Raw genomic sequence first — 22,793 nt, forward strand, 5'->3', positions numbered from 1 at the left:
GCCAAGCCTAGGGCGCCTCGCCAGGCCCGCCGCACTCAGCGCACGCCGCGCATGAGCCGCAGCACCCACGGGCTGATCACGGCCAGCACCACGCCGAATGCTATGGCGATGCCGCCGAGCAGGCCGAAGTATGCGCCTTCGGTCTTCGGGTCGTAGAGCGCCGCGAGCTGACCCGAGATGGCCGTGCCCAGCGCCACCGAGAGAAAGAACAGCGCCACCATCTGGGTGCGGAACGCGGCGGGCGCCAGCTTGGTCGACACCGACAGCCCCACCGGAGACAGGAACAGTTCCGCGACGGTGAAAACGAAGAGGATGCCCACCATCGCCAGCAGCGGAGTGCTGTTCGCTCCCCCGCCCACGAACGGCAGAAACAGCAGGAACGCGACACCCATGATGGCCGTGCCCAGCGCGAACTTGATGGGCGTCGACGGCTGGCGTCGGCCCAGCTTCGTCCAGATGGCGGCGAAGACCCCCGAGAGAATGATGATGAAGATCGGGTTGATCGACTGCACCCAGGGAATCGGCATCTCCCAGCCGAAGAGGTTCCGATCCAGCCGCTCGTCTGAATAGATCGTCACCACGGTGAACTGCTGCTGGTACAGCGACCAGAACGCGGTGCTGGCGATGAAGAGCGGAATGAACGCGTACACGCGCTTGCGCTCATCCGACTGGATGCGCCGGCTCGAGAGCATCACCACAAAGTAGGCGATGGTCGCCGCGATGGTGAGCACGATGACATCCAGCGCCAGAGTATCGGCCGTGATCACACCGAGCAGTACGAGCACCACGATGATCACGACGGCGACGAGCGCTATGCCGATCCACAGCGGGCGACGGGCGCGAGGCAGCGGGTTGGGCACGGCGCGAGCGGCCTCGGGAAGCGCGCGGCGCCCGAAGGAGTACTGCACGAGCCCCGCGGCCATTCCCACCGCGGCGAGCGCGAACCCGTAGTGGAAGCCGATGGTGGACTGCAGCAGCCCCGTCAGCAACGGGCCGATAAGTCCACCGAGGTTGATGCCGAGATAGAACAGTGAGAAGCCCGCGTCGCGGCGCGTGTCATCCGGCGCGTAGAGCGTGCCCACCACGCTGGTGGCGTTGGCCTTCAGCCCGCCGCTGCCGAACGCCACGAGAATCAGGCCGACGCCCACCCCCGTGAACCCGGGAAGCAGCGCCAGCGAGAGATGGCCGAGCATGATCACTATCGCGCTGTAGAACAGCGTGCGCTCGGAGCCGAGCAGCCGGTCGGCCACCCACGCGCCAACGATGGTGGAGAGGTAGACCGCGCCGCCGTACGCGCCGACGATTCCCGCCGCGGTGGCCTTGGGCACGCCCAGCCCGCCGTCTGCGACGGAGAAGTACAGGTAGAGCAGCAGGATACCCTGCATGCCGTAGAAGGAGAAGCGCTCCCACATCTCCACCCCGAAGAGATGCACGAGTGCCCAGGGCTGCTCGAAGAAGGTGCGCTTGTGCTCGGCTGCCTCAGGCGTCGAGTGCGGTGTCGTGTCGGCTTCTCTCCCCATACCCGTACAAGTTACGCTCGCGCCCTCGCACGCGACACCCACGCTCGAGACTTCGGATGCGACAGCTCGACACCGCGCGTCGGTTACGCTCCCCTGTTACGCGCCGCGGCTCAGTTCGTAGACCACCGAACGATGGCCGGCCCACGACTGCTGCACGCGGTAGCCGAGGGAACGCAGCGAAGCCATGCCGTAGGCATCTGCAGCCTGGCCGGGCAGGTGGTACTCGATGAGCCACACGCGTTGCACGCCGGTGAACCGGCCCGCGACCGTGCCCACCTTGTATGCGCGATCCCACCACCACGTGTTGTTCGTGAACGGCACCTTCAGGGTGAGGTCCCGCAGGCCCTCGAACGCCTCCGGGTAGGTGTGCATGGCCAAGCGCGGCCGGCGCGAGGGCTGCACCGCCTCGTCGAAAACCACCGCGTCGCCGACCGTGGCGTGATCCTGCACCGTGTCGGCGATCTGTGCCCAGTCGCTCTCGTTCTTGGCGAACGGCGTGCGTTGGCTCACGTAGGTGGGAATCGCCGCCAGAGTGAGCACCATGAGCAGCCCGACCCCCAGCCGCCGCGCCGACACGAGCGAGAGCGACCAGCCGATCAGCAGGGCCACGACGGGCGCGTTCATCGCGAGGTAGCGGTCGGTGTACACCGGGTAGAACACGTTCACGGCGAGCAGAATCGCCATGGGAACGAACGCCACGCTGCCGGCCACCAGGGCGGTGCGCGGCGTGGTCGGCGTGAGGCGCGCGAGCAGACCCGACTGCTCGGCGACGCTGTTCGGGTGGCGCGAGCGCCAGCCCCTCACGCCGACCACGACTGAGGTGAGCAACACGCCCCACGCGAGCGCGGCGTAGACGGGATTGCCGAACCATTGCTCAACCGTCCACACGCCGAAGGCCGCCGCGTCGCGGTTCGACAGATACGAGATCTGGTGCCGCTCAATGAAGCCCCACACGATGACGGGGCCTGCCAGCAGAACCGCCGCACCGCTCGCGATGAGCCAGGAGCGCAGCATGCGCCGATGGGGGCGCGAGGCGAGCACTATGACGCCATGCGCCACCACGATGAGCAGCGAAAACAAGAACATATAGGCGGATGCCGCGGCCAGCACCGCGTACAGCACCCAGCCCGCGCGCTGCCGGCTCACGCCCGCGTTCGTGCCCGAGATCGTGTCAGCCCGCGCTCCCCGCTCAAGCAGAACGACGAGGAGCAACGTGAGCCACACGGCGAACATCGCCGTGAAGGCGTACGAGCGCGCCTCCTCGCCCACATACGTCAGCCGCGGAAGCAGCAGCACGACCACCGCGGCGAACACGGCGGCGCGGTATCCGACCAGTCGATGGGCCAGGACCACCGTGCCCGCAGCGGCAAAGCCGATGGCCACGGCGCTCGGCAGCCGCATCGAGAGTGGGGAGGCGCCGAATGCCTGTACCCAGAAGTGCATCATCAGGTAATAGCTGCCGTGCACCGCGTCCACATTGCCGAGCATGGTGAACAGGCTCGGCAGCGGGCGCTCGGCCGACATGACGCTCGCCGCTTCGTCGCCCCAGAACGACGGAATCCATGAGCCCGCAATCGACAGGATGAACCCCAGCACGCCCACGACGAGAGCGGTGGGGCGGATGCGACGCTGCAGCCCCGCGGGCGCCGCAGACCCCGACCCGGGCGCGCTCGCCCGCGGCGAGTGAACCAGGTTATCGAGCACGAGTGCGCCCCCACGACGATCAACGAAAGTGGCGCACCAGTGCGGTGCCCCGATTCCATTAGAGGTCGCGAAACGTAACGAAAGCCGGGACGGGCGCCCTCGTTAACTGAACGTTCTCACAGCGTTAGCTGGGCGAGCCCGCGCGTAGCTCCTGCAGCACTGCCTCGAGCTGGGCGACCGCCCAGTCCACGTCGGCCGGGTCTATCACCAGCGGGGGCGCCAGGCGAATCGTCGAGCCGTGCGTGTCCTTGGCCAGCAGGCCGCGTTCCATGAGCCGCTCGCACACCTCGCGCCCCGTCGCGAGCCCCGGGTCCACGTCGATGCCCGCCCAGAGCCCCGCACCGCGCACGGCCACGATGCCGTGCCCGACCAGCCGGGAGAGCTCCTCGTGCAGCCGGGCACCGAGCATCCGGGCCCTCTCTTGCATTTCACCGGTCTCGAGCAGTTCGACCACGGCGAGGCCAACGGCCGCCGCCAGCGGGTTGCCGCCAAAGGTCGAGCCGTGCTCGCCCGGCCGCAGCACGCCCAGCACGTCACTGTCGCCGACGACCGCCGACACGGGAATGATGCCGCCGCCCAGGGCCTTGCCGAGCAGATAGAGGTCGGGCACGACACCCACGAGGTCGCAGGCGAAGGTCGCCCCGGTGCGCCCGAGCCCCGACTGAATCTCGTCGGCGATGAGCAGCACGTTGTTCACCGTGCACAGTTCGCGCACGGCGGGCAGGTAGTCGGCGGGCGGCACGATGATGCCCGCCTCGCCCTGGATCGGCTCGATGAGCACGGCCACCGTGTTCTCGTCGATGGCGGATGCGAGTGCCTCGGCATCCCCGTACGGCACGCTGCGAAAACCGGGAGTGAACGGCCCGAAGTCGTTGCGAGCCACCGGGTCGTCGGAAAAACTGACGATGGTGGTGGTGCGCCCGTGAAAGTTGCCAGCGGCCACGATGATGTTGGCCTGGTCGGCTGCGACGCCTTTCACCCGGTACCCCCAAGCCCTGGCTACCTTGATGCCGCTCTCCACCGCCTCGGCGCCCGTGTTCATGGGCAGCACCATGTCTTTGCCGGCGAGCGCGCCGAGGCGCTCGACGAAGGGGCCGAGCTTGTCGTTGTGAAATGCCCGACTCGTGAGGGTGATGCGGTCGAGCTGCTCGCGCGCGGCATCCAGCAGCACCGGGTTGGAGTGACCGAAGTTCACCGCCGAATACGCGGCGAGACAGTCCAGATAGCGGCGACCGTCGACATCCGTCACCCACGCGCCGTCACCGGATGCCACGACAACCGGCAGCGGGCTGTAATTGTGCGCCGCGTGCTCGTTCTCTACGTCTATGGCGTGCTGCTGTGTCGTCGTCGTCGAACTCGATGCGGAAGTCATTTGCGTAGCTCCAGGGTGCAGCACTTGACGCCGCCGCCGCCGAGCAACAGCTCGGAGAGGTCGACGCCGATGGGGTTGTAGCCGCGTTCGCGCAGCGAGGCCTCGAAGCCCGTGGCCCGCTTGGCTATCACCACGTTGAGGCCATCGCTGATGGAATTGAGGCCGAGCACCGCGGCATCCTCTGGGCTCACATGGATGGCGTTCGGGTAACGCTCGGCGAGGATGCCGCGACTGGCCTCGTCGAAGGCACTCGGCAGGTACGCGATGTTGGCATCGTGGTCGCCGGTGAGCGGGTCGAGCACGGCAATGGCCGTGTCGAGGTGGTAGAAGTTCGGGTCGACGAGGGTGAGGCTCACGACCTCACGACTGTAGAGATCGGCGACCTCGCGGTGGCTTTCGGTGGCGGTGCGAAAGCCGGTTCCGGCGAGAATTGTGTCGCCGACGAGCATGAGGTCGCCCTCGCCCTCGTTGATGTTCTTCGGCTCGGCCACGCGAAAACCGTGCTCACCAAACCACTGCATGTACGCGGGGCCCTCGGGCTGACGCTCGGCGTAGGTGAAGTTCGCACCGTAGGCAACGTTGTCTATCACGAAGCCGCCGTTGGCCGCGAACACCATGTCGGGCAGGCCGTCGATGGGGTCGATCAACTGCACATCGTGTCCAAGACCGATGAATGTGTCGTACAGGCTCTGCCACTGGCGCACGGCGAGCGCGGTGTCGGTGGGCTGTTGCGGATGCATCCACGGGTTGATGCGGTAGCTCACCGTGAAGAAGTCGGGTCGGCACATGAGGTAGCTGCGGGGGGTCGCCCTGCGCGCGGTGGTCGGTGCGGTGGTCGCCGCCAAAGTTTCGGACATGCTTCCAGTGTCACACGCTGATATCCGGTGTTTCTCGCCTACATGCGCGATATTTTGGCGCATATAGGCGCGTTGACGCAATGATTCCCCATAAGATGAGCGGATGGACAACCTCGATCGCAGCATTCTCGACCTGCTCCGCAAGAATGCCCGCGCCGGCTACGGAGACATCGGCGCCGTGGTGGGGCTTTCGGCCTCGGCCGTGAAGCGCCGGGTCGACCGGCTCGTCAGCGACGGCGTCATCCGCTCGTTCACCATTCAGGTGGATCCGACCGTGGACGGCATGAGCACCGAGGCCTACGTTGAGCTGTTCTGCCGTGGCACGGTGGCTCCCGAGGAACTGTTCCGCATTCTCTCGGCCGTGCCCGAAGTGGTGGATGCCGGCACCGTGAGCGGCAGCGCCGACGCGATAGTGCACATTCGGGCGCGCAGTATTCCGGGGCTCGAGGCCGCCCTCGAGAAGGTGCGGCTCGCACCGAACGTGGACCACACCCGCAGCGCGATAGTGCTCTCCCGCCTCATCCAGCGCACCCTCGACTGACGCACCCGGCCCGCCGGTGGTCGGGTAGCGCGTCTGAGAGTCCTCTCACGCACGGGGATTTTTCGGCTTTCGCGCAGCATCCGTTCGGTAGCTTCACTCCTGACACAGGGGAAAGGCATACCGCATGAGCCAGCTGAGCTACCTCGAGGCGATAGTGATGGGGGCGATTCAGGGCATCACCGAGCTGTTCCCCATCTCGAGCCTCGGACACTCCGTGATCATTCCCGCACTGATCGGCGGGCAGTGGGCGAAGGATCTCAACGTCTCCACGCCGGAATCCCCCTATCTGGCGTTCATCGTGGGCCTGCACGTCGCCACCGCGTTCGCGTTGCTCGCCTTCTTCTGGCGGGACTGGGTGCGCATCATCGGCGGCTTCTTCACGTCGATTCGCTACCGGCGCCTGCAGACCGGTCCCGAACGCATGGCGTGGCTCATCATTCTGGCGACCATCCCTGTGGGCATTGCCGGCCTGCTGCTCGAACACCTCTTTCGCACGCTGCTCGGGCAGCCCCTGCCGGCCGCCGCATTCCTCGCCGTCAACGGTCTCGTGCTGTTCTTCGGAGAATGGCTGCGGCGGCGGGCGGTGCACGCCGAGGGTGAGCGAGCGCTTGCGGCGGCGCATCGTGCCGACGTCGAATTCGATGCGGATGACACGACGGCCGACGAGCGCCTCTCGCGCATGCCGCTTCGTCGGGGCGTACTGATCGGCTCATCGCAGATTCTTGCCCTCGCCGCCGGCATCAGCCGTTCCGGCGTCACCATGGTGAGCGGCATGGCCGCGGGGCTCAGCCACCGCGAGGCGGCGCGGTTCTCGTTCCTGCTCGCCACCCCGGTGATTCTCGCGGCGGGCGTGCTCAAGCTGCCCGACCTGTTCGGGCCGCTCGGGGCGGGCATTCAGGGGCAGGTGTGGGCAGGCAGCGCCGCTGCGTTCGTGGCCGCGCTCGTGTCGGTCGGATTTCTCGACCGCTACTTTCGCACACGCACGCTCACACCATTCGCGATCTACTGTTTGCTCGGTGGGATCGCCGCGTTCGCGATCCTCGCCCTGCGCTGAGCGGCATGCGTACGCACCATGAACAGCAAGGCGTGGCACGATGAAGCCATGACGCTTCTGGTTGTGGAAGACGACGACGAGATGGGCCGCGTGCTGAAGCGCGGGCTCACCGCCGAGGGCTACGAAGTCACCGTGGTCGACAACGGCATGGATGCGCTGATCGCGGTGCGCGACGGCGACTTCCAGGCCGCGGCCATCGACGTGATGCTGCCCGGCATGAGCGGCTTCGAGCTCTGCAGACACCTGCGCGAGGGCGGGCACAGCCTGCCGATCCTGCTGCTGACCGCTCGTGACGCCGTACAGGATCGTGTGTTCGGGCTCGACTCGGGCGCAGACGACTACCTGACCAAGCCGTTCGCGTTCGCGGAACTGACCGCACGCATCCGGGCACTGCTGCGGCGGGAACCACCAGGCAGCCGTCCGCACGTCACGGTGGGGGAGCTGACGATCGACTCGCACGATCATCGGGCGAGCGTCGGCGGGCACGAGCTGCCGCTGAGCCCACGGGAGTTCACGCTGCTGCGCCTGCTCGCCACGCACGAGGGCGAGACGCTGTCGCGCACCGTCATTCTCGAGGAGGTGTGGGGCACGACCGAGCACATCGGCCACAACGTGATCGACCAGTACATCTCCTACCTGCGCAAGAAGCTGGATGCCTCCGGTTCCGGGCTGCAGATCGTCACCGAGCGCGGGCGCGGCTATCGCATCGACGCCCCATGAGCCGAACGGGGTTGGGTTGGCTGCGCCGCCTGTCGATCACGGCGAGGATCGCCATCGGCAGTCTCATCGTGGCGGTACTCTTCGGCGCGGTCGCCCTCGTGGGCCTGCGGCTCGGCGTCGCGGCCATTCTGAACAGCACGAGCACGACGCTGCTGCGCGCCGATGCGCTTCCCTACATCGAGGCGCTGAAGCAGAACCCGCGGCAGCCCGTCGACACACCGGTCGAAGGCCAGATCGTCGCGGTCGTCGACCCCGGTGGCACCGTGCTCGCCTCCACCCTCACCAAGGGCCTGCGGCCCAAGCTGCACTGGTTCACGACACTTGACGACGACTCACCGCGGCACGTACGTACCGGCACCGCCGAATATCTCGTGCTCTCGCAGCAAGTCGACACCCCCTCGGGCTCATTCACCGTGGTCGCGGCGCGCAACGACGAGACCAGCGAAGCCATTCTCAACCGGCTGACCGTGGCGATTCTCATCGGCGCAGCCGTTCTGGTGCTCGGTTTCGGCGCGGCGTCGTGGCTGCTCGCGCGCACCGCGCTTCGTCCGGTGACACGCATGCGACGGCAGGCCGAGGCCCTTGCCGAGGAGACCTCTGCGGCCCCGCTCGCCGCAGGGCCGGCGCACGATGAGCTGGCCGAGCTGGCGACGACGCTCAACTCCCTGATCGGGCGGTTGCGGGCATCCGCCGAGCGCGAACGACAGATGGTGTCCGATGCCAGCCACGAGTTGCGCACACCGCTGGCCGTACTGCAGGGCCAGCTCGAGCTGGCCGAGCTCGACGCCGGCAATGCGGATGCCCTGCTCACCGATCTGCGCTCCTCGCGCGCCACCGTGCTGCGGCTCTCGCAGCTCGCCACGAACCTGCTGGAGCTCTCGCGCATCGACGCGGTGGCTGGCGAGGGCACCGCGCAGGCCGGGCAGGCGAGCTGGCGCGAACTCACCACCGAACTCGCCGACGCGATAGACCGTGCCCGCACGCTTGCCGAGGGCGAGCCGCTGGCTATCGACTTCGACTACGCACCGGAGGCTTTCGGCACTGCAGCACTGTCGGCCCGCGACTTCGGGCGCGTGCTCGACAACCTGCTCGGCAACGCGGTGGCCGCCGTGCGCGGCACAGGTGACGAAGGCACCATCTCAGCCCACCTCGGGCGCCGCAACGGCCTCGCGGTCCTGACGATCGTCGACAGCGGGCCCGGTATGCCCGCGGCCTTCATCCCCGTGGCCTTCGACCGCTTCACTCGGGCGGATGCCGCGCGCAGCTCCTACTCGGGCGGCGGCCTCGGCCTCGCCATCGTTGCAGCGCTTGTCGCGGCCGCGGGCGGCACCATCACGCTGGCGAACGAGACGCCATCCGGCCTGTGCGTCGAGGTCTCCCTGCCCCTGAGCTGACCCCCTCGCCCTCGCCGTAACCGCTCGGCCCCGAGGTACTGAGACGACGTGAATCGGCCTTCCCCATGCTGGGGAAGGTCGATTCTCGTCACCTCACGGGGTAATCGCTGCCGCTAGGCGTCACCGCGTAACGTCGCTATCGCCTTGGCGATGCGGCGTTCGCGGGTCTCTGGGGTCTTGGCGCCCTCGACCGCGAGTGTGTGCACCCGCTTGCCGCTGTACGACAGAGCGTCGAAGGCTGCGCTGGCCGCGGCATCCGCTTCGAGGGCACCGGCGAGGTCTGCCGGAATCTCGACAACACGGGGCGCCGAGTCGAGTTCGAGCGTGACCTCGACCTCTTCATCGCCGGTCAACCCGGCCTCGTCCCGGCGTTCGGCGCTGAGTGGGATCAGGTACTGGCCGCGATACGGGCCCACGGTGCTGCGGTAGCTATAGTCGCCGATCGTGACGACGACCGGCACGCGCTTGCCCGCACCCAGGCCCAACACCGCGTCCTCCGGTGCCGGGATGCCGGTGGCGTTGCCCGAGCGCTGAATCTGTGCACGAAAGGTAACCATCACTTGGCCTCTCCGAAGAACGCGATGAGTTCGGGGGCAATTGCCTCGTCTTTCACCTGGTGGGTCTGGCCGGCAAGGGTTTTGCGCACCGAGCCGGGCACGGCATCCGCAACGCCGTTCACCGCCGCCACCATGTTCGGCTTGGCCTTGCTGCCGCCCATCACCAGCGTGGGCACGGTGATTCTCGCGAGCAGCGCGGTCGGCACCTCGAAGCTGCCCATGACCGTCGCGTCATTGGTGAGCGTGTGGGCGACGCCCTTGAGCTGCTTCCACACCTTCGGGAACAGGCGCATCATCACCGGCAGAAAGAAGGGGCCGCCGACCATCTTGACCATGAAATAGCCGACCGCGCCGCCGCGATCATCCTTGGCGATCAGCCCCTTGAGGTGCCCCAGATAGTCGGGTTTGACGCCTTTGACCTGCTTGAGCCCGATGTACGGCGCCTCGTACGACGCCAGCCGCCGCATCTTCACGCCGGATGCCGCCGCCTGCAGCGCCAGCGCCGCCCCCGACGAGAAGCCGGTCACGAATGCGTCTCCTCCCGTCGCGTCGATCACGGCGGCAAGGTCTTCGTACTCGCGCTCGGGAGCATACGGAGCGGCTCCGGGGCCGTCGCTCGGCCCGCTTTCGCCGCGCCCGCGCCGGTCGTAGAAATAGACGGTGAATCGGTCGGCGAGGTGGGTGGCGAGGCTGCGGCACGGGCCGAACTCGCGGTAGCAGAGAGCGCCGTCGACCAGCACGAGGGCAGGTCCGGTGCCGACCTTCTCGTAGGCGATGGTCGTGCCATCTGCGGAGGTGACGGTGTGGGTCTGCGTGGTGGGGGCATCCGCGCTCATGCGCTTGCCCCCGTTTCGTCCGCCGTTCCCGCGCCGCCGCCGCCAGCGAGCACCGTGTCGAGCTTGTCGAAGGAGCTGACCCAGCCGTCTCGCGTCATGTCGCGGAACTGCGGCGTGAACGGGCCCTGATGCAGGGTGATGCGGGTCTTCTCACCGTGATCGTGAAACTGCAGGCGCAGAATCTCGTTGTCGAGAAAGCCCACGCTGGTGTCTGAGCGCATGTGCAGCTCGAGGTATTCGTGCTCGACCAGTCTGGTGATGGTGGCGGTGATGGGGTGGTCGCCGTTGTCGTCGCGCATGATCAGGTTCCAGGTGCCGCCCTCGCGGGGGTCGACATCCATCAGTTCGGCCGGCGCCGAGACCGTCTCGGGGCCGAACCATTGGGCGATGTACTCGGGCTGGGTCCAGAACTTCCAGACCACGTCGATGGGCGCGTCGAAGCTGCGGGTGATGTAGACGTCACGATCGGTGACCTCCGGCAGGGCATAGTCAGTCATTGTTCGTCTCCTTCTGCGTGGTGGTATTGCTTGTCGTTGTATGCGGTTTCGCGTGCGGTGCGCCGGTGCGGATGCCGGTGGTGTCGGAATCCGGAGTCGCCTGATATTCGGCGAGCGCCGCATCGAGGCGGTCGAAACTGCTGTTCCAGAAGCGGCGATACTTTTCCATATACTCGACCGCCTCCTTCAGGGGCTCGGCCTCGAGATGGCTGAAGTGAGCCGTCGCAACCCGGGTGCGCGAGATGAGTCCTGCACCCTCGAGCACCTTGAGGTGCCGTGAGACGGCCGGTTGGCTCATCTCGAACGGCTCGGCAAGCTCGGCGACGTTCGCGTCACCGCTCGTGAGCCGCTGCAGAATCGCGCGCCGGGTCGGGTCGGCGAGCGCCGCAAAGATGCTCGTGAGTTGCTCGGTGGTCTGGGACTGCATCACATTCATAACCATTTCATTCTAGAAGCAATTAGTTACAGAGTAGTGCTCTCGCTGCGGATGTCAAGGGGTGGCCCAATGCCCGCATTTTGTACTGATACAGTGCTCGCATGACCACACGGAGTGTCGGTGCCCAAATGCGGGTGATCGACCCGAAGTCGGCGACGCCGCCGTACGAGCAGCTGCGGGTGCAGGTAATCGAGGCGGTGCGCGCCGGCGAGCTCACGCCGGGAACGCGGCTGCCGACCGTGAGGCGGCTGGCCGACGACCTCGGGCTGGCACCCAACACGGTCGCGCGGGCGTATCGCGAGCTCGAGCGCGACGAGGTCATCGAGACGCGCGGACGCAACGGCAGCTTCATCGCGGCGACGGGCGACGCCACGCATCGGCAGGCGCAACTGGCCGCCACCGTCTATGCGGAGCGCACGGCTCAGCTGGGCGTGACGCGGGCCGAGGCACTCGCGATAGTGACGGCTGCGCTCGGGGCGAGCCCGGCATCCGGCGCCTGAACCGCCTGAGTCCACACTCGATTCGTTGAGGGGCAAGCTTTGGCCCCTGTTTTCGCGAAATGAGGGGCCAAAGCTTGCCCCTCAGCGATGGAGATGGCTGGATGCGACCAGCTGAAACCGGATGCGACCGGATGCGACGCGCGGTCGCCCGGCACAGCATCCGTTACGACCCCGGCTCGCGTCAGTGGCCGACGGAGTCCGAGTCGACGCCGGGCTCAGCGCCGATGGCGAGCTGGTCGATGGCGAGCAGGTCGGCCGGCGACAGCTCGAAGTCGAAGACGTCGAGGTTCTCGGCCATGCGCGCCGGGTTCTTCGACTTGGGAATGGCCACGAGCCCGTTCTGCACGTGCCAGCGCAGCACGATCTGCCCGGGAGTCTTGCCGTACTGCTCGCCGATCTGCGCGAGCGCGGGCACCGAGCGCAGGCCGCCGTCCGAGCCACCGAGCGGGCTCCACGACTCGGTGACGATGCCGTGCGCCGCGTCATAATCGCGGTGGTCGAGCCGCGGAATCTGCGGGCTCAGCTGCACCTGGTTGACGGCTGGCACGATGCTCGTCTCGGCGCGCAGCGTCTCGAGGTGGGCCGGCTTGAAGTTGGAGACGCCTATCGCGCGCGTCTTGCCCTCGGCCAGCAGCCGCTCGAAGGTGCGCCAGGTGGAGACGAACTCGCCACGAGCCGGCAGCGGCCAATGGATGAGCAGCAGGTCCACGTAGTCGAGTCCGAGCCGCCCGAGCGACTCGTCGAGGCCGGCGAGCGCACGGTCAGAACCCTGGTGCTCACCGTCCAGCTTCGTGGTGACGAACATCTGCTCGCGCGGCACGCCGCTGTTGCGGATGCCACGCCCCACGCCGGTCTCGTTGCCGTATTTTCTGGCCGTGTCGACGTGCCGATAGCCCGCCTCGGCCGCCGCGATGACGGCCTGCTCGACCTCGTCGTCGTTCAGCGGCCAGGTGCCGAGGCCGATCTGCGGAATGTGGGTGCCGTTGTTGAGTTCGATGAGGGGAGCGGTCATGGGTTCAAGGCTAACGCTCAGAGGAGGCCCTCGGAGAGGGCACTCGGCGTACCGAAGCGGTGCGCCGTGATGGAGACGGCCTGCTCGCGCAGGAACGGCAGCAGCTCGATGCGACCGGATGGCGTCACCTCGCCGGCGTACACCGCGACATCCGCATCGCCGCCCAGAACCCGAGTGACAGCGAGCGCATCGTCGCCGATGTAGCGCACCCGGCTCGCACCCAGACCACCGGTCGATGCGCGCGCCAGCCATTCGGCATCCGATTCGACGAGCAGCGTCACATCGCGGGCTCGCAGCACCTGGCGGATGTCGCGGGGCAGCTTCACGGAGCTTGAGACCGTGAAGCGCGAACGGGCCAGCGTGGCTGCCGCCAGAATGCGCAACAGCTCGGGCAGCCGACCCGACTCGGCGAGGCGCACGGCAACAGGCATCGGCCGGTAGCGGAACAGGTTGCGCTCGACCCCCACGGCGGCGGTGTCCTTCGCCACCGCGTAGTCGTTCGCGTATGCGATGGCATCGCTCAGCGCCGAGCGGCGCACCACGTCGAACTCCTCATAGCCCATCGACGACTGGCCGGATTCGATGAGCTCGGTCACCCGCGCATCGAGGCCGCGCAGGTGCAGGCTCGTGCTCGACTTGCCATGATCGGCGCGCCACCCGCCCAGGCCCAGCAGATAGTTGGGGCCGCCGGCTTTGTATCCGGTGCCGACCGAGGAACGCTTCCAGCCGCCGAATGGCTGGCGCTGCACTATCGCGCCGGTGATTCCACGGTTCACGTAGAGATTGCCGGCCTCAACGGTCTCCAGCCACAGCTCCAGCTCGTCGCGGTCGAGCGAATGCAGCCCCGAGGTGAGTCCGTAATCGACGGCGTTCTGCAGCCGAATCGCCTCCTCGAGCGTGCGCGCGCGCATGACGCCGAGCACCGGCCCGAAGAACTCGGTGAGGTGAAAGTACGAGCCGGGGGCGACACCGGTGCGGATGCCGGGCGACCACAGCCGCCCGCTCTCATCCAGCTGCTGCGGGGCGACGAGCCATTCCTCTTCGGCGCCGAGCACCGTGAGGGCGTGCAGCAGCTTGCCGGTCGGCGGCTCGATGAGCGGCCCCATCTGCGCGGTGGGGTCGGTCGGGTAGCCGACGCGCAGGCTTGTCGTCGCATCCACGAGCTGGCGCAAAAAACGCTCGGATTTACCCACCGAGCCCACCAGGATCAACAGGCTTGCCGCCGAGCATTTCTGCCCCGCGTGCCCGAACGCGCTGTGCACCACGTCGGCCACGGCGAGGTCGTAGTCGGCGCTCGGCGTCACGATGATGGCGTTCTTGCCGCTCGTCTCCGCCTGCAGCGCCAGCTCGGGCCGCCACGAACGGAACAGCTTCGCCGTCTCGAACGCACCCGTGAGAATCACGCGGTCGACGCGCGGGTCGGAGACAAGCGCCTGCCCCAAACTGCCCTCGCCGGATGCCTCGTCGCGCAGTTCCACGAGCGCCAGCAACTCGCGCGGAATGCCCGCCTCCCACAGCGCCTCGACCACCACGGCGGCCGTGCGCCTGGCCTGGTGCGCCGGCTTGATGATCACGGCGCTGCCCGCGGCGAGCGCACCCAGCACGGATCCCGCCGCGATGGACGCGGGAAAGTTCCACGGCGGCGTCACCACGGTGAGTCGTGCCGGCACGAATGTGGCACCCTGCACGGTGTCGAGTTCGCGGGCGCGGGCCGCGTAATAGTAAGCAAAATCGATCGCCTCGCTCACCTCGGGGTCGGCCTCGGCGATGGTCTTTCCCGTCTCGGATGCCATCACTTCGATGAGGCGGTCCCGGTTCGCGGCGAGCGCGAGCCCGGCGCGGTCGAGAAGGGTGGCACGGTCGAATCCGCTGCGGGCACCCCACTCAACCCCGCGCGAACGCACGGTTTCGATGACCCGCCCGAGAACACCCTGGTCGTCGATGGCGGCGGCATCGAGCGTGGCGACACCGATTTCGGATGCGGCAACGCGAGCGAGGATGTGCTTTCCCCAAGCCCGGTTCGCGGGCAGCGCCGGGTCGGTATCGAGCGCGTTGCGGAACGCTGCCGGCTCTTCCGCGGAATCACCGACGGTGGCGGACGCATCCGAAGGCTCCTCAGTCAACATGCCGTCCCCGCCGCTGCCCCGGCTCAGCCCGAGCACGATGTTGGTGAGGCCCGGGTCTTCCGGCCCCTCGACGGGCTCCGGGATCGCGGGCGCCGGCGCCTTGAACATGGCGGCGTTATCCCACTCGCGCTGACGATCCTGGGTGCGATGCGGCAGCGGGGCCAGCCCACGCGGCGCGTTGTCGGCATCCAGAATCGCGACGGCGGCGAGAAAACGCTGCTTCTCGCGTTCGAACAGTGCCGGGTTGGAGTCGAGTTCGAACACGCTCGACATGAAGTTCTGCGGGCTCGCATTCTCCTCGAGCCGGCGGATGAGGTAGGAGATGGCCACGTCGAACTCGGCCGGGTTGACCACCGGCGTGTACAGCAGCAGCTCACCGACGGTCTTTCTCACGGCATCGGCCTGCGCGGTGGCCATGCCCAGCAGCATCTCGTATTCGACGCGATTCTCGACGCCACGAGATCGAGCGAGCAGCCACGACCAGGCCACGTCGAACAGGTTGTGCCCGGCGATGCCGAGCTTCACGGCGTGCGTGTGATCGGGGGTCAGCGCCCAGTCGAGCACACGCTTGTAGTTGGCGTCGGTCTGTTCCTTGGTGGCATATGGGGCAAGAGGCCAGTCATGAATGGCTGCGTCCACGCGCTCGAGTGGCAGGTTCGCGCCCTTCACCAACCGCACCTTGATGGCGGCGCCTCCGCCGGCGCGCCTGGCCATCGCCCACTCGGTGAGCCCCTGAAGCGCGTCGAGGGCATCCGGAAGATAGGCCTGCAAAACGATGCCGGCCTCGAGATTCTGAAACTGCGGTTTGCCCAGGATGCCGCGAAAGACCGCGAGCGTCAGGTCGAGATCGCGGTATTCCTCCATGTCGAGGTTGATGAACTTGGGGCGCGCATCGCTGATCACACCGGTGAACGAGCCGCTACTGTTTGCCTGGTTTGCAATCTCATACAGCGGCGTCAGCGTCTCAACCACGCGCTCGACGGTCTCGTCGAACGACCACATCGAGAGCTGGCTGGCGATGGAGGAGACCTTGATGGAGACGTAGTCGACGTCATCGCGCTCGAGCAGGGCGCGCGTGCCGGCGAGTCGGCGAGCGGCCTCGGCCTCGCCGAGTACCGCCTCGCCCAGCAGGTTGAGGTTGAGGCGGGGCCCGCCTCGTCCCTCGCTCGTAGGCCCGCTCCGCGCTGGCGCCCGCAGCTTCTCCAGCGCCGCTCCGAGTTTCTCGGGCGTCGCATCCACGATGAGGTGCCCCACCATGCCGCGCAGCACGCGCCGCGCAATCGGCACGACGACCCACGGCAGCACGGGCCCGAGCACGCCGCCGACGCGCAGCGCCGCCTTCATATACCAGGGCAGAAAAGCCGGCACGCGCCTGGCGATGCGCTGCAGGTTGTACCCGGCCACGAAGAGATCCTGCGGGCGGGCAACGCCGTCAACGAAGCCGACCGTGAAGTCGAGCCCGTTCCTGTCGCGCAGAACCTCAGCCAAGAGGGCGGCCGTGTCGCGCCTGCGGGGCTTGCCACCGGCATCCGCTGGAACGCTGGAACTCTGCTCGAGCCACGCCCGAACGAGATCGACCGCGTCTGTGGAGAGCGTCGCCGGACGCGATCCGATTCCCTGGGGCAACTGGGTCATTCTTCGAGGATATGCGCAGATCCCCCGCAGATTCTCGGGCAAACGCGCAAGACTTCGCCGATTCACCGGGCCGTGGCGCATGGGAATTGCTGAGGCGGATCGGCACCGATTCGGGTGAGAGCTGCGATCACTCACAGCAGACACTCACAATGTTCCCACCTTCGCGAGCGGCACCGCCCGAATGCGCGGGGCTATGGTGGAGAAGAGCGGGAGGTTCATCATGACTCCACAACCGACGGGCCGGCTGGTCCGGCACAGTGATGGCGTTTACATTGTTCTCGACCGGGTGTTCCTGTCACCGATTGACGATGTCTGGGGCAGCCTCACGCGGCCGTATCGACTGCACCGCTGGCTCGGAGAGTGCACGGGAGAGCCACGAACCGGCGCCGTGCGCATCCGCAAAGCAGGTATTCCGGATGCGCAGTGGGATGACGTTGCGGTTCTGCAATGCGACTCGCCTCACCGGTTCCGCGGCGAGATCGGGCCGAGCGGCGCGTCTCGCCGGGTGTACTTTCACCTCAGCCACGCGAGTTCGTACACGACGGTCACCTTCGGCGAACGGGTGAAGCCGCTGGCCACCGAGGCAGGCGTCGGCGTGCTGGCCGAGTACGTTCTGGACCGTCTGGTGGCAGGCCGCACCAAGCATGCGATGCCCACATGGGACGCGTACACCGCCGCCCTGCTGCCCTACTACGAGAAGCTGCTGCGCGAGCCCCCGATCCCGCGCGCACCCGCCCCCGCGGCCTCGGCGCTGGTCGAGTAGCCGCCAGCCCGGGCCCCAGCTGAGACGACAAGAATCGACCCTTGCCTTCACGACGAGGGTCGATTCTCGTCGTCTCAGGAGGGCATCGGCCGAGGAGGTCTGCACGGGCGCTGCCGGCGGCTTCAGTGCCCGCGGTGGTCCTGGATCGTCGCCCGCGGTCCGTGCCGCTCCCGTCGCACGCCGCTGGCCAGTATCAGCCGCACCACGCGCTGCCGCTGCCCTGCCCACGGCTCGAGCAGTTCGAGCATGCCGTCGTCGTCAACGTCGCGACCGATGAGGGCCGTGCCCACCTGCTTCGCGAGATGATAGTCGCCCACGCTCACGGCATCCGGGTCGCCGTGCGCTCGCTGCGCCGTCTCGGCGGCGGTCCACACGCCCACGCCGGGCACGCTGCGCAGGCGGCGGGCGATCTCGGCGCCGCTCAGCGCCGCATCCGTCGTTCTTTCCAAACCGGATGCCACGTGGCACGCTTCCAGCGCCGCGCGCGACCGCCGCGGGTCGACCCCCGCCGCATGCCACTGCCACGACGGCACCAGCCTCCACGCGGCCGGCGACGGCACGACACGCATGCCCTCGGGGGCCGGCCCCGGAGCCGGCTCGCCGTGCGCACGCACCAGGCGCGCCCAGGAGCGGTACGCCTCGATGCTCGTGACCTTCTGCTCGATGATGGCCGGAATCAGGGCCTCAAGCACGCGGCCGGTGCGCATGAGGCGCAGCCCCGCGTTGCGGCGCAGCGACTCGCTCAGCAGCGGGTGGCCAGCAACATCGAGGTCGCTCCAATCGTCGCCATCGCCCAGCAGGGCGGGCAGGGCGGCGATCATCCATTCGGCCCCCGGCCCCCATGCCGCCGCCTCGATCTCACCGACCGACGCTGCACTCGGATGCTCGGTGAGCCGCAGGGTCACCGCGCCGTGCGGCGTGCGAAAGGTGCGCCAGACGCCACGGTCACCCCACACGGTCGTGGGATCGTACGGGCCTCGCCCGAGGGGCGCAAGCGTGTGGCGCAGGCTCACGGGGCGCCGCGGCCGGTACACGGTGATCAGCGGTGCGGCGCTCGCGGAGCCGGGCGCGGCATCCGTCTCGTCGCGCACGCTGGTCTCGGTGCGGGCGTCCATGCAGGAAGACTACGACAGAGCTACCGACAATGAGGGCCCCCGGCCAACCCCCGTACGCTGTGAGCGATACTCACTTCCGCAATGTCGGTGGGCGGGCCTAGTCTCGGCGCCATGACAACCGAAACCCTCAGCTCTGCGGAATCGCTCGCCCCCCTTCGCGCCGCCGTGGACGGCCCGGTGCTGTTCCGCGATGACGCGGCCCTCGCCGAAGAAGTGCTCGGCTTCAACACCGCCGTCTCCAGCCTGCCCGATGTGGTGGTCGGCGCCACGAGCGAGGCAGACGTCGTTCAGGCGGTGCGCTTCGCCGTCACGGCGGGGCTGCCCGTGCATGTGCAGTCCACCGGCCACGGCGTGTTCGCGCCGGTCAGCGGCGGCATGCTCATCGTGACCAAACGAATGGATGCCGTCACGATCGACCCCGAAACGCGGCTGGCAACCGTCGGCGCCGGGGTCAAATGGGGCGCCGTGATAGCCGCGGGAGTGGAACATGGCCTGGGGCCCATCGTTGGCTCGTCCCCCACCGTCGGCGCCATCGGGCTCACGCTCGGCGGCGGCCTCGGCCCCCTGGCGCGCAGCCACGGCGCCACAGTGGACTGGGTGCGGGGGTTTCGCGTCGTCACGGCAGACGGTGAGGTCGTCACCGCGAGCGCCGAGGAGAATGCCGAGCTGTTCTGGGCTCTGCGCGGGGGCAAGGGTGGCTTCGGGGTGGTGACCGAGATGACGCTCGAACTGGCGCCGTTGCGCACGATCTATGCCGGCGGCCTGTTCTTCGACGGTGAGGAGAACATCGAAACGGCGCTGCGTGCCTGGGCCGAGTGGACGCAGACCGCTCCCGACACCGTCACCACCTCCGTCGCCATCATGCGCATGCCCGACTTCGAGATGGTGCCCCCACCGCTGCGGGGCCGCACGCTGCTGAACCTGCGTTTCGCCTATCCCGGTGACGCGGCCGAGGGCGAGCGGTTGATCTCTCCGTTGCGCGCCAGCGCGCCCGTGTATATCGATGCGGTGGCCGAGATTCCATACTCCGCCGTCGGCACCATCCACAACGACCCCGAAGAGGGCAGCCCCGCCTGGGTCTACGGAACCGCGTTGACCGGCATCGACCAGGATGTGCTCTCCGCCATGCTGGAGCACGTCGGCCCCTCCGCCGATTCGCCGTTCCTCATGGCGGAGTTGCGCCACATGGGAGGCGCGGTTCGCCCCGCGGATGTCGCCGCAACCGCCACCGGCGGGCGTGACGCCGCCTATCTGCTCACCCTGATCGCGCTCAACCCGACCACCTTCGGCGAGATCGCCCCGCGCGTCGCCGGCGCGCTCATCGCGGCCATCGCGGCGTCGCTCGCGCCCGTGACGAACGTGAACTTCTCCGGCAACCCGGCCGACCCGATCATCTTCGAGCGGTCATGGACCGAGCAGACGCGAACCCGGCTGGCCGCCGCCCGCACCCAGTACGACCCGAACCGTGTGTTCCCCTTCGGCCCGCCTGCCACCGTCGCGTAACCGCCCGTAGCCCGCTGGTTGAGGAGCGAGGAACGAGCGTCTCGAAACCTGCGTGGCGCCACGCGGGTTTCGAGACGCGCTCGTACCTCGCGCTCCTCAACCAGCGCTGTTCCTCACTCCCACACGCTGGGGGCCGCGGCGCGCGTGGGCGGCAACGCGGCATCCGCGCCCCAGCGTTCGATCCATGTCGGCACGGTGAGTTCGGTGGGAACGACGCCGAGTGCGTCGAGCAGCTCGGCGATCGACACCGTGCCCCCGGTCTTCTTCAAAAAGCGACCCTTGATGAATGCCTGCGCATAGATCTCACCGTGCACCACAAAACGCTGCTCCACGAAGACGGCCTTGTCGTCGAATCCGAGCACGCGCGACTCCACCGTGAACCGCTGCCCCAGTGTCAGCGACTTGCGAAAGGTGATGGTCTCGCTGGCCACCACCGGGTACCAGCCGCGTGCCGTGAAGATGGCCCACACGCCGCTGCGGTCCAGCATGTCGAAGCGGCCGATGTCGGCTATCGACAGGTACACGCCGTTGTTCATGTGGCGCAGAATGTCGAGGTCGGTGGGCAGCACGCGAAAGCGCGTGCGCGCCACGTCGTAGTGTCCGAGCCGCGGGCCGAAGCGGGAAATGATCGAATGGAGGAAGGTTCGAAAGATCATGTGCACATGGCGATGCTAACGACGGATGCCTCGCTCGGCATCCGCGCTGTGGCCACCCCACAGACCGGCTCGCCTCTTATCCGGGCTACCCTCAGAGGTTCTACAGTCGTCGCATCCCCCCCAAGGAGACACCATGCCTTCGCTCACCGTTCCCGGCCTGCCCTTCGCCCTCGAGCCGCAAGGGCCGGCATCCGGGCACGAGCCCCGCCTCCTGTCCGACGGTGTGGAACTTCGCGCAGCCGCGCACACCGATCTCTTCCTCAGCCCGGCCGGTTTCGAGACGGCGCCGGATGCCGAGCGCTATCTGGCCTCCGTCACCGGCGACTTTCAGCTGAGCGCCCACGTCGACGTCGACTTTCGCAGCCTCTTCGACGCTGGCGTGCTGCTTGGCTGGGTCGATGACGACAACTGGTTCAAGCTCTGCGCCGAGTTCGATCCCACCGGGAGGCCGCGAATCGTCTCGGTGGTCACTCGCGACGGCGTCTCGGATGATTGCAACAGCTGGGCCATCGCCGGGGGCGGCGCGGCCCTGCGAATCTCCCGGCAGGGCAGCGCGTTCGCCCTGCACGCCGCCCGTGAGGGCGGGCCGTGGGAGCTCGTGCGGCACTTCTCGCTCGGTCTCGGCGCCCGCGAGCCGATAGCAATCGGCCTCCTGGCACAATCTCCAACGGGCGAGGGCAGCACCACGCGGTTCACCCAACTGAGCTTCGCCGCCGAGGCACCCGCAGACATCCGCGATGGCTCCTGAGCTCTCACCCTGCGTGCCGAGTTGCGTCAAATGGTCCTTCCGGCGGTGCGGGAAGGACCATTTGACGCAACTCACCGTGCATCCACGGTGAGCGGGAGGAATCCAGCAGCGCTCAGCTGAGGTGGCGCTCCTCCGGCCCGTTGTAGACCGAGAGCGGGCGGATCAGTGAGTTCGACGCGAGCTGCTCCATGATGTGCGCGGTCCAGCCGGTGATGCGCGCCGCCGCGAACAGCGGGGTGAAGGTCTCCGTGTCGAAGCCCATGAGGTTATAGACGGGCCCTGACGGGTAGTCCAGGTTGGGCTTGATGTTCTTCCGCTCGGCCATCGCGCCTTCCAGCGCCGTGTACAGCTCGAGCAGCTCGGGGCGGTCGTAATGCTCGACGAGCGTGTCGAGCGCCGCCTTCATGGTCGGCACGCGCGAGTCGCCGTTCTTGTACACCCGGTGGCCGAAGCCCATGATCTTGCGTTTGGCGGCGAGTGCGTCATCAAGCCAGGCCGCCGCCTTGTCCGCCGATCCGATCTCGTCGAAGGCGTGCATGACGGCCTCGTTGGCGCCGCCGTGCAGCGGCCCCTTGAGCGCGCCGACCGCGCCGGTCACCGCCGAATACAGGTCACTGAGAGTGGATGCGATCACGCGCGCCGTGAAGGTGGATGCGTTGAACGAGTGCTCGGCATAGAGCACGAGCGAGACCCGGAACGCGTCGACCACAACATCGTCGGGCACCTCGCCGAACGTCATGTAGAGAAAGTTCTCGGCGTAATTGAGGTCGTCACGCGGCTCGATCAGCTGCTCGCCACGACGGCGGCGCTGATCGTATGCGACCACCGCGGGCAGCTTCGCAAACAGACGCACGGCCTTGTCGAGATTGGCCTCGGGCGAGCTGTCCTCGGCGGCCGGGTCATTCGCGCCGATCACGCTCACCGCGGTGCGCAGCACATCCATCGGGTGGGCGGATGTCGGCAGATCGTCTATCACGCGCCTCACGTTGTCGGCGAGCGCGCGCTGCACCCGCTCCTGCTCCTCGAGGTCGGCGAGTTCGACATCCGTCGGCAACTCACCGTGCCAGAGCAGGTAGGCGACCTGTGCGAAGGAGCAGTTCGCCGCGAGCTCCTGCACCGGGTAGCCGCGATACAGCAGGGAGTTCGTCTCGGGGTTCACGCTGGAGATCGCCGTGGTGTCAACCACGACACCGGCCAGGCCCTTGTGAATCTCGGGTGTTGCGTTCTCACTCATGCTTGCTCCCTTG

21 protein-coding genes are annotated in these 22,793 nt (G+C 67.7%); 8 read left to right on the forward strand and 13 right to left on the reverse strand.

What is annotated here, in order from left to right; all coding sequences use genetic code 11:
* Nucleotides 1-35: 35 nt before the first annotated feature.
* From ASC63_RS03865 to ddaH, 4 genes are all read right to left on the reverse strand, one after another.
* The gene (locus ASC63_RS03865) at nt 36-1,520 is read right to left on the reverse strand and encodes a peptide MFS transporter (RefSeq protein ID WP_055810110.1); all 1,485 of its coding nucleotides are present in this window, start codon (nt 1,518-1,520) and stop codon (nt 36-38) included.
* A 96-nt stretch (nt 1,521-1,616) separates the two neighbouring features.
* Nucleotides 1,617-3,224, reverse strand: a complete 1,608-nt coding sequence (locus tag ASC63_RS03870; protein WP_055810112.1) for a glycosyltransferase family 39 protein — start codon at nt 3,222-3,224, stop codon at nt 1,617-1,619.
* Nucleotides 3,225-3,348: 124 nt separating this feature from the next.
* A complete protein-coding gene (gene rocD / locus ASC63_RS03875) occupies nt 3,349-4,596 on the reverse strand; it encodes an ornithine--oxo-acid transaminase (RefSeq protein WP_055810114.1) in 1,248 nt (415 codons plus the stop codon).
* Nucleotides 4,593-5,453, reverse strand: a complete 861-nt coding sequence (gene ddaH, locus ASC63_RS03880; protein WP_055810117.1) for a dimethylargininase — start codon at nt 5,451-5,453, stop codon at nt 4,593-4,595. Before ddaH ends, rocD begins: the two co-directional genes overlap by 4 nt.
* A 103-nt stretch (nt 5,454-5,556) precedes the next feature.
* On the opposite strand from ddaH, the gene ASC63_RS03885 reads away from it, so the two are divergent.
* The 4 genes from ASC63_RS03885 to ASC63_RS03900 all read left to right on the forward strand — a co-directional run bounded on the left by ASC63_RS03885 (nt 5,557) and on the right by ASC63_RS03900 (nt 9,162).
* Complete coding sequence (locus tag ASC63_RS03885) at nt 5,557-5,994, forward strand: Lrp/AsnC family transcriptional regulator (protein ID WP_055810118.1); 438 nt, start codon at nt 5,557-5,559, stop codon at nt 5,992-5,994.
* Between the two features lie 124 nt (nt 5,995-6,118).
* Nucleotides 6,119-7,048 (forward strand): undecaprenyl-diphosphate phosphatase, encoded by a 930-nt coding sequence (locus tag ASC63_RS03890; protein ID WP_055810119.1) that lies wholly within the window; start codon nt 6,119-6,121, stop codon nt 7,046-7,048.
* A 48-nt stretch (nt 7,049-7,096) separates the two neighbouring features.
* Nucleotides 7,097-7,768 carry a response regulator transcription factor gene (locus ASC63_RS03895; RefSeq protein ID WP_055814815.1) on the forward strand — a complete coding sequence of 224 codons (672 nt, stop codon included), beginning with the start codon at nt 7,097-7,099 and terminating at the stop codon, nt 7,766-7,768.
* Entirely contained in the window at nt 7,765-9,162 is a 1,398-nt protein-coding gene (locus ASC63_RS03900) for a sensor histidine kinase (RefSeq protein ID WP_055810121.1), read from the forward strand. The genes ASC63_RS03895 and ASC63_RS03900 overlap by 4 nt, the downstream gene beginning before the upstream one ends.
* A gap of 113 nt (nt 9,163-9,275) precedes the next feature.
* On the opposite strand, the gene ASC63_RS03905 is transcribed toward ASC63_RS03900, so the two are convergent.
* From ASC63_RS03905 to ASC63_RS03920, 4 genes are read right to left on the reverse strand one after another with little or no spacing between them, the layout of a single operon-like run.
* The gene (locus ASC63_RS03905; RefSeq protein ID WP_055810123.1) at nt 9,276-9,719 is read right to left on the reverse strand and encodes a YdeI/OmpD-associated family protein; all 444 of its coding nucleotides are present in this window, start codon (nt 9,717-9,719) and stop codon (nt 9,276-9,278) included.
* Entirely contained in the window at nt 9,719-10,555 is an 837-nt protein-coding gene (locus ASC63_RS03910) for an alpha/beta fold hydrolase (protein ID WP_055810125.1), read from the reverse strand. Before ASC63_RS03910 ends, ASC63_RS03905 begins: the two co-directional genes overlap by 1 nt.
* A complete protein-coding gene (locus ASC63_RS03915) occupies nt 10,552-11,052 on the reverse strand; it encodes an SRPBCC family protein (RefSeq protein WP_055810127.1) in 501 nt (166 codons plus the stop codon). The genes ASC63_RS03910 and ASC63_RS03915 overlap by 4 nt, the downstream gene beginning before the upstream one ends.
* A complete protein-coding gene (locus ASC63_RS03920; RefSeq protein WP_235491786.1) occupies nt 11,045-11,488 on the reverse strand; it encodes an ArsR/SmtB family transcription factor in 444 nt (147 codons plus the stop codon). Before ASC63_RS03920 ends, ASC63_RS03915 begins: the two co-directional genes overlap by 8 nt.
* 101 nt (nt 11,489-11,589) lie before the next feature.
* Between ASC63_RS03920 and ASC63_RS03925 the strand changes: the two genes are divergently transcribed.
* Complete coding sequence (locus ASC63_RS03925; protein ID WP_235491788.1) at nt 11,590-11,988, forward strand: GntR family transcriptional regulator; 399 nt, start codon at nt 11,590-11,592, stop codon at nt 11,986-11,988.
* A gap of 181 nt (nt 11,989-12,169) precedes the next feature.
* Here the strand turns inward: ASC63_RS03925 and ASC63_RS03930 are convergent, their stop codons facing one another.
* Together ASC63_RS03930 and ASC63_RS03935 are read right to left on the reverse strand one after the other, a co-directional pair.
* Nucleotides 12,170-13,000 carry an aldo/keto reductase gene (locus ASC63_RS03930; protein ID WP_055810133.1) on the reverse strand — a complete coding sequence of 277 codons (831 nt, stop codon included), beginning with the start codon at nt 12,998-13,000 and terminating at the stop codon, nt 12,170-12,172.
* A 17-nt stretch (nt 13,001-13,017) separates the two neighbouring features.
* Nucleotides 13,018-16,761 (reverse strand): proline dehydrogenase family protein, encoded by a 3,744-nt coding sequence (locus ASC63_RS03935; RefSeq protein ID WP_055810135.1) that lies wholly within the window; start codon nt 16,759-16,761, stop codon nt 13,018-13,020.
* A gap of 220 nt (nt 16,762-16,981) precedes the next feature.
* On the opposite strand from ASC63_RS03935, the gene ASC63_RS03940 reads away from it, so the two are divergent.
* On the forward strand, nt 16,982-17,524 hold the full coding sequence (locus ASC63_RS03940) for an SRPBCC domain-containing protein (RefSeq protein ID WP_157487567.1): 543 nt from the start codon (nt 16,982-16,984) through the stop codon (nt 17,522-17,524).
* Between the two features lie 122 nt (nt 17,525-17,646).
* On the opposite strand, the gene ASC63_RS03945 is transcribed toward ASC63_RS03940, so the two are convergent.
* Entirely contained in the window at nt 17,647-18,639 is a 993-nt protein-coding gene (locus ASC63_RS03945; protein WP_055810139.1) for a DNA-3-methyladenine glycosylase family protein, read from the reverse strand.
* A gap of 111 nt (nt 18,640-18,750) precedes the next feature.
* Here ASC63_RS03945 and ASC63_RS03950 point away from each other — a divergent pair, with 111 nt between their 5' ends.
* A complete protein-coding gene (locus ASC63_RS03950) occupies nt 18,751-20,142 on the forward strand; it encodes an FAD-binding oxidoreductase (RefSeq protein ID WP_055814820.1) in 1,392 nt (463 codons plus the stop codon).
* 113 nt (nt 20,143-20,255) lie between these two features.
* Here ASC63_RS03950 and ASC63_RS03955 read toward each other — a convergent pair whose 3' ends face one another.
* On the reverse strand, nt 20,256-20,798 hold the full coding sequence (locus ASC63_RS03955; protein WP_082487173.1) for an acyl-CoA thioesterase: 543 nt from the start codon (nt 20,796-20,798) through the stop codon (nt 20,256-20,258).
* 133 nt (nt 20,799-20,931) lie between these two features.
* On the opposite strand from ASC63_RS03955, the gene ASC63_RS03960 reads away from it, so the two are divergent.
* Complete coding sequence (locus ASC63_RS03960) at nt 20,932-21,546, forward strand: DUF1349 domain-containing protein (protein ID WP_055810143.1); 615 nt, start codon at nt 20,932-20,934, stop codon at nt 21,544-21,546.
* 112 nt (nt 21,547-21,658) lie between these two features.
* On the opposite strand, the gene ASC63_RS03965 is transcribed toward ASC63_RS03960, so the two are convergent.
* On the reverse strand, nt 21,659-22,780 hold the full coding sequence (locus tag ASC63_RS03965; protein ID WP_055810145.1) for a bifunctional 2-methylcitrate synthase/citrate synthase: 1,122 nt from the start codon (nt 22,778-22,780) through the stop codon (nt 21,659-21,661).
* Nucleotides 22,781-22,793: the final 13 nt, after the last annotated feature.

This window comes from Leifsonia sp. Root112D2 (assembly GCF_001424905.1).
GTDB lineage: Bacteria > Actinomycetota > Actinomycetes > Actinomycetales > Microbacteriaceae > Root112D2.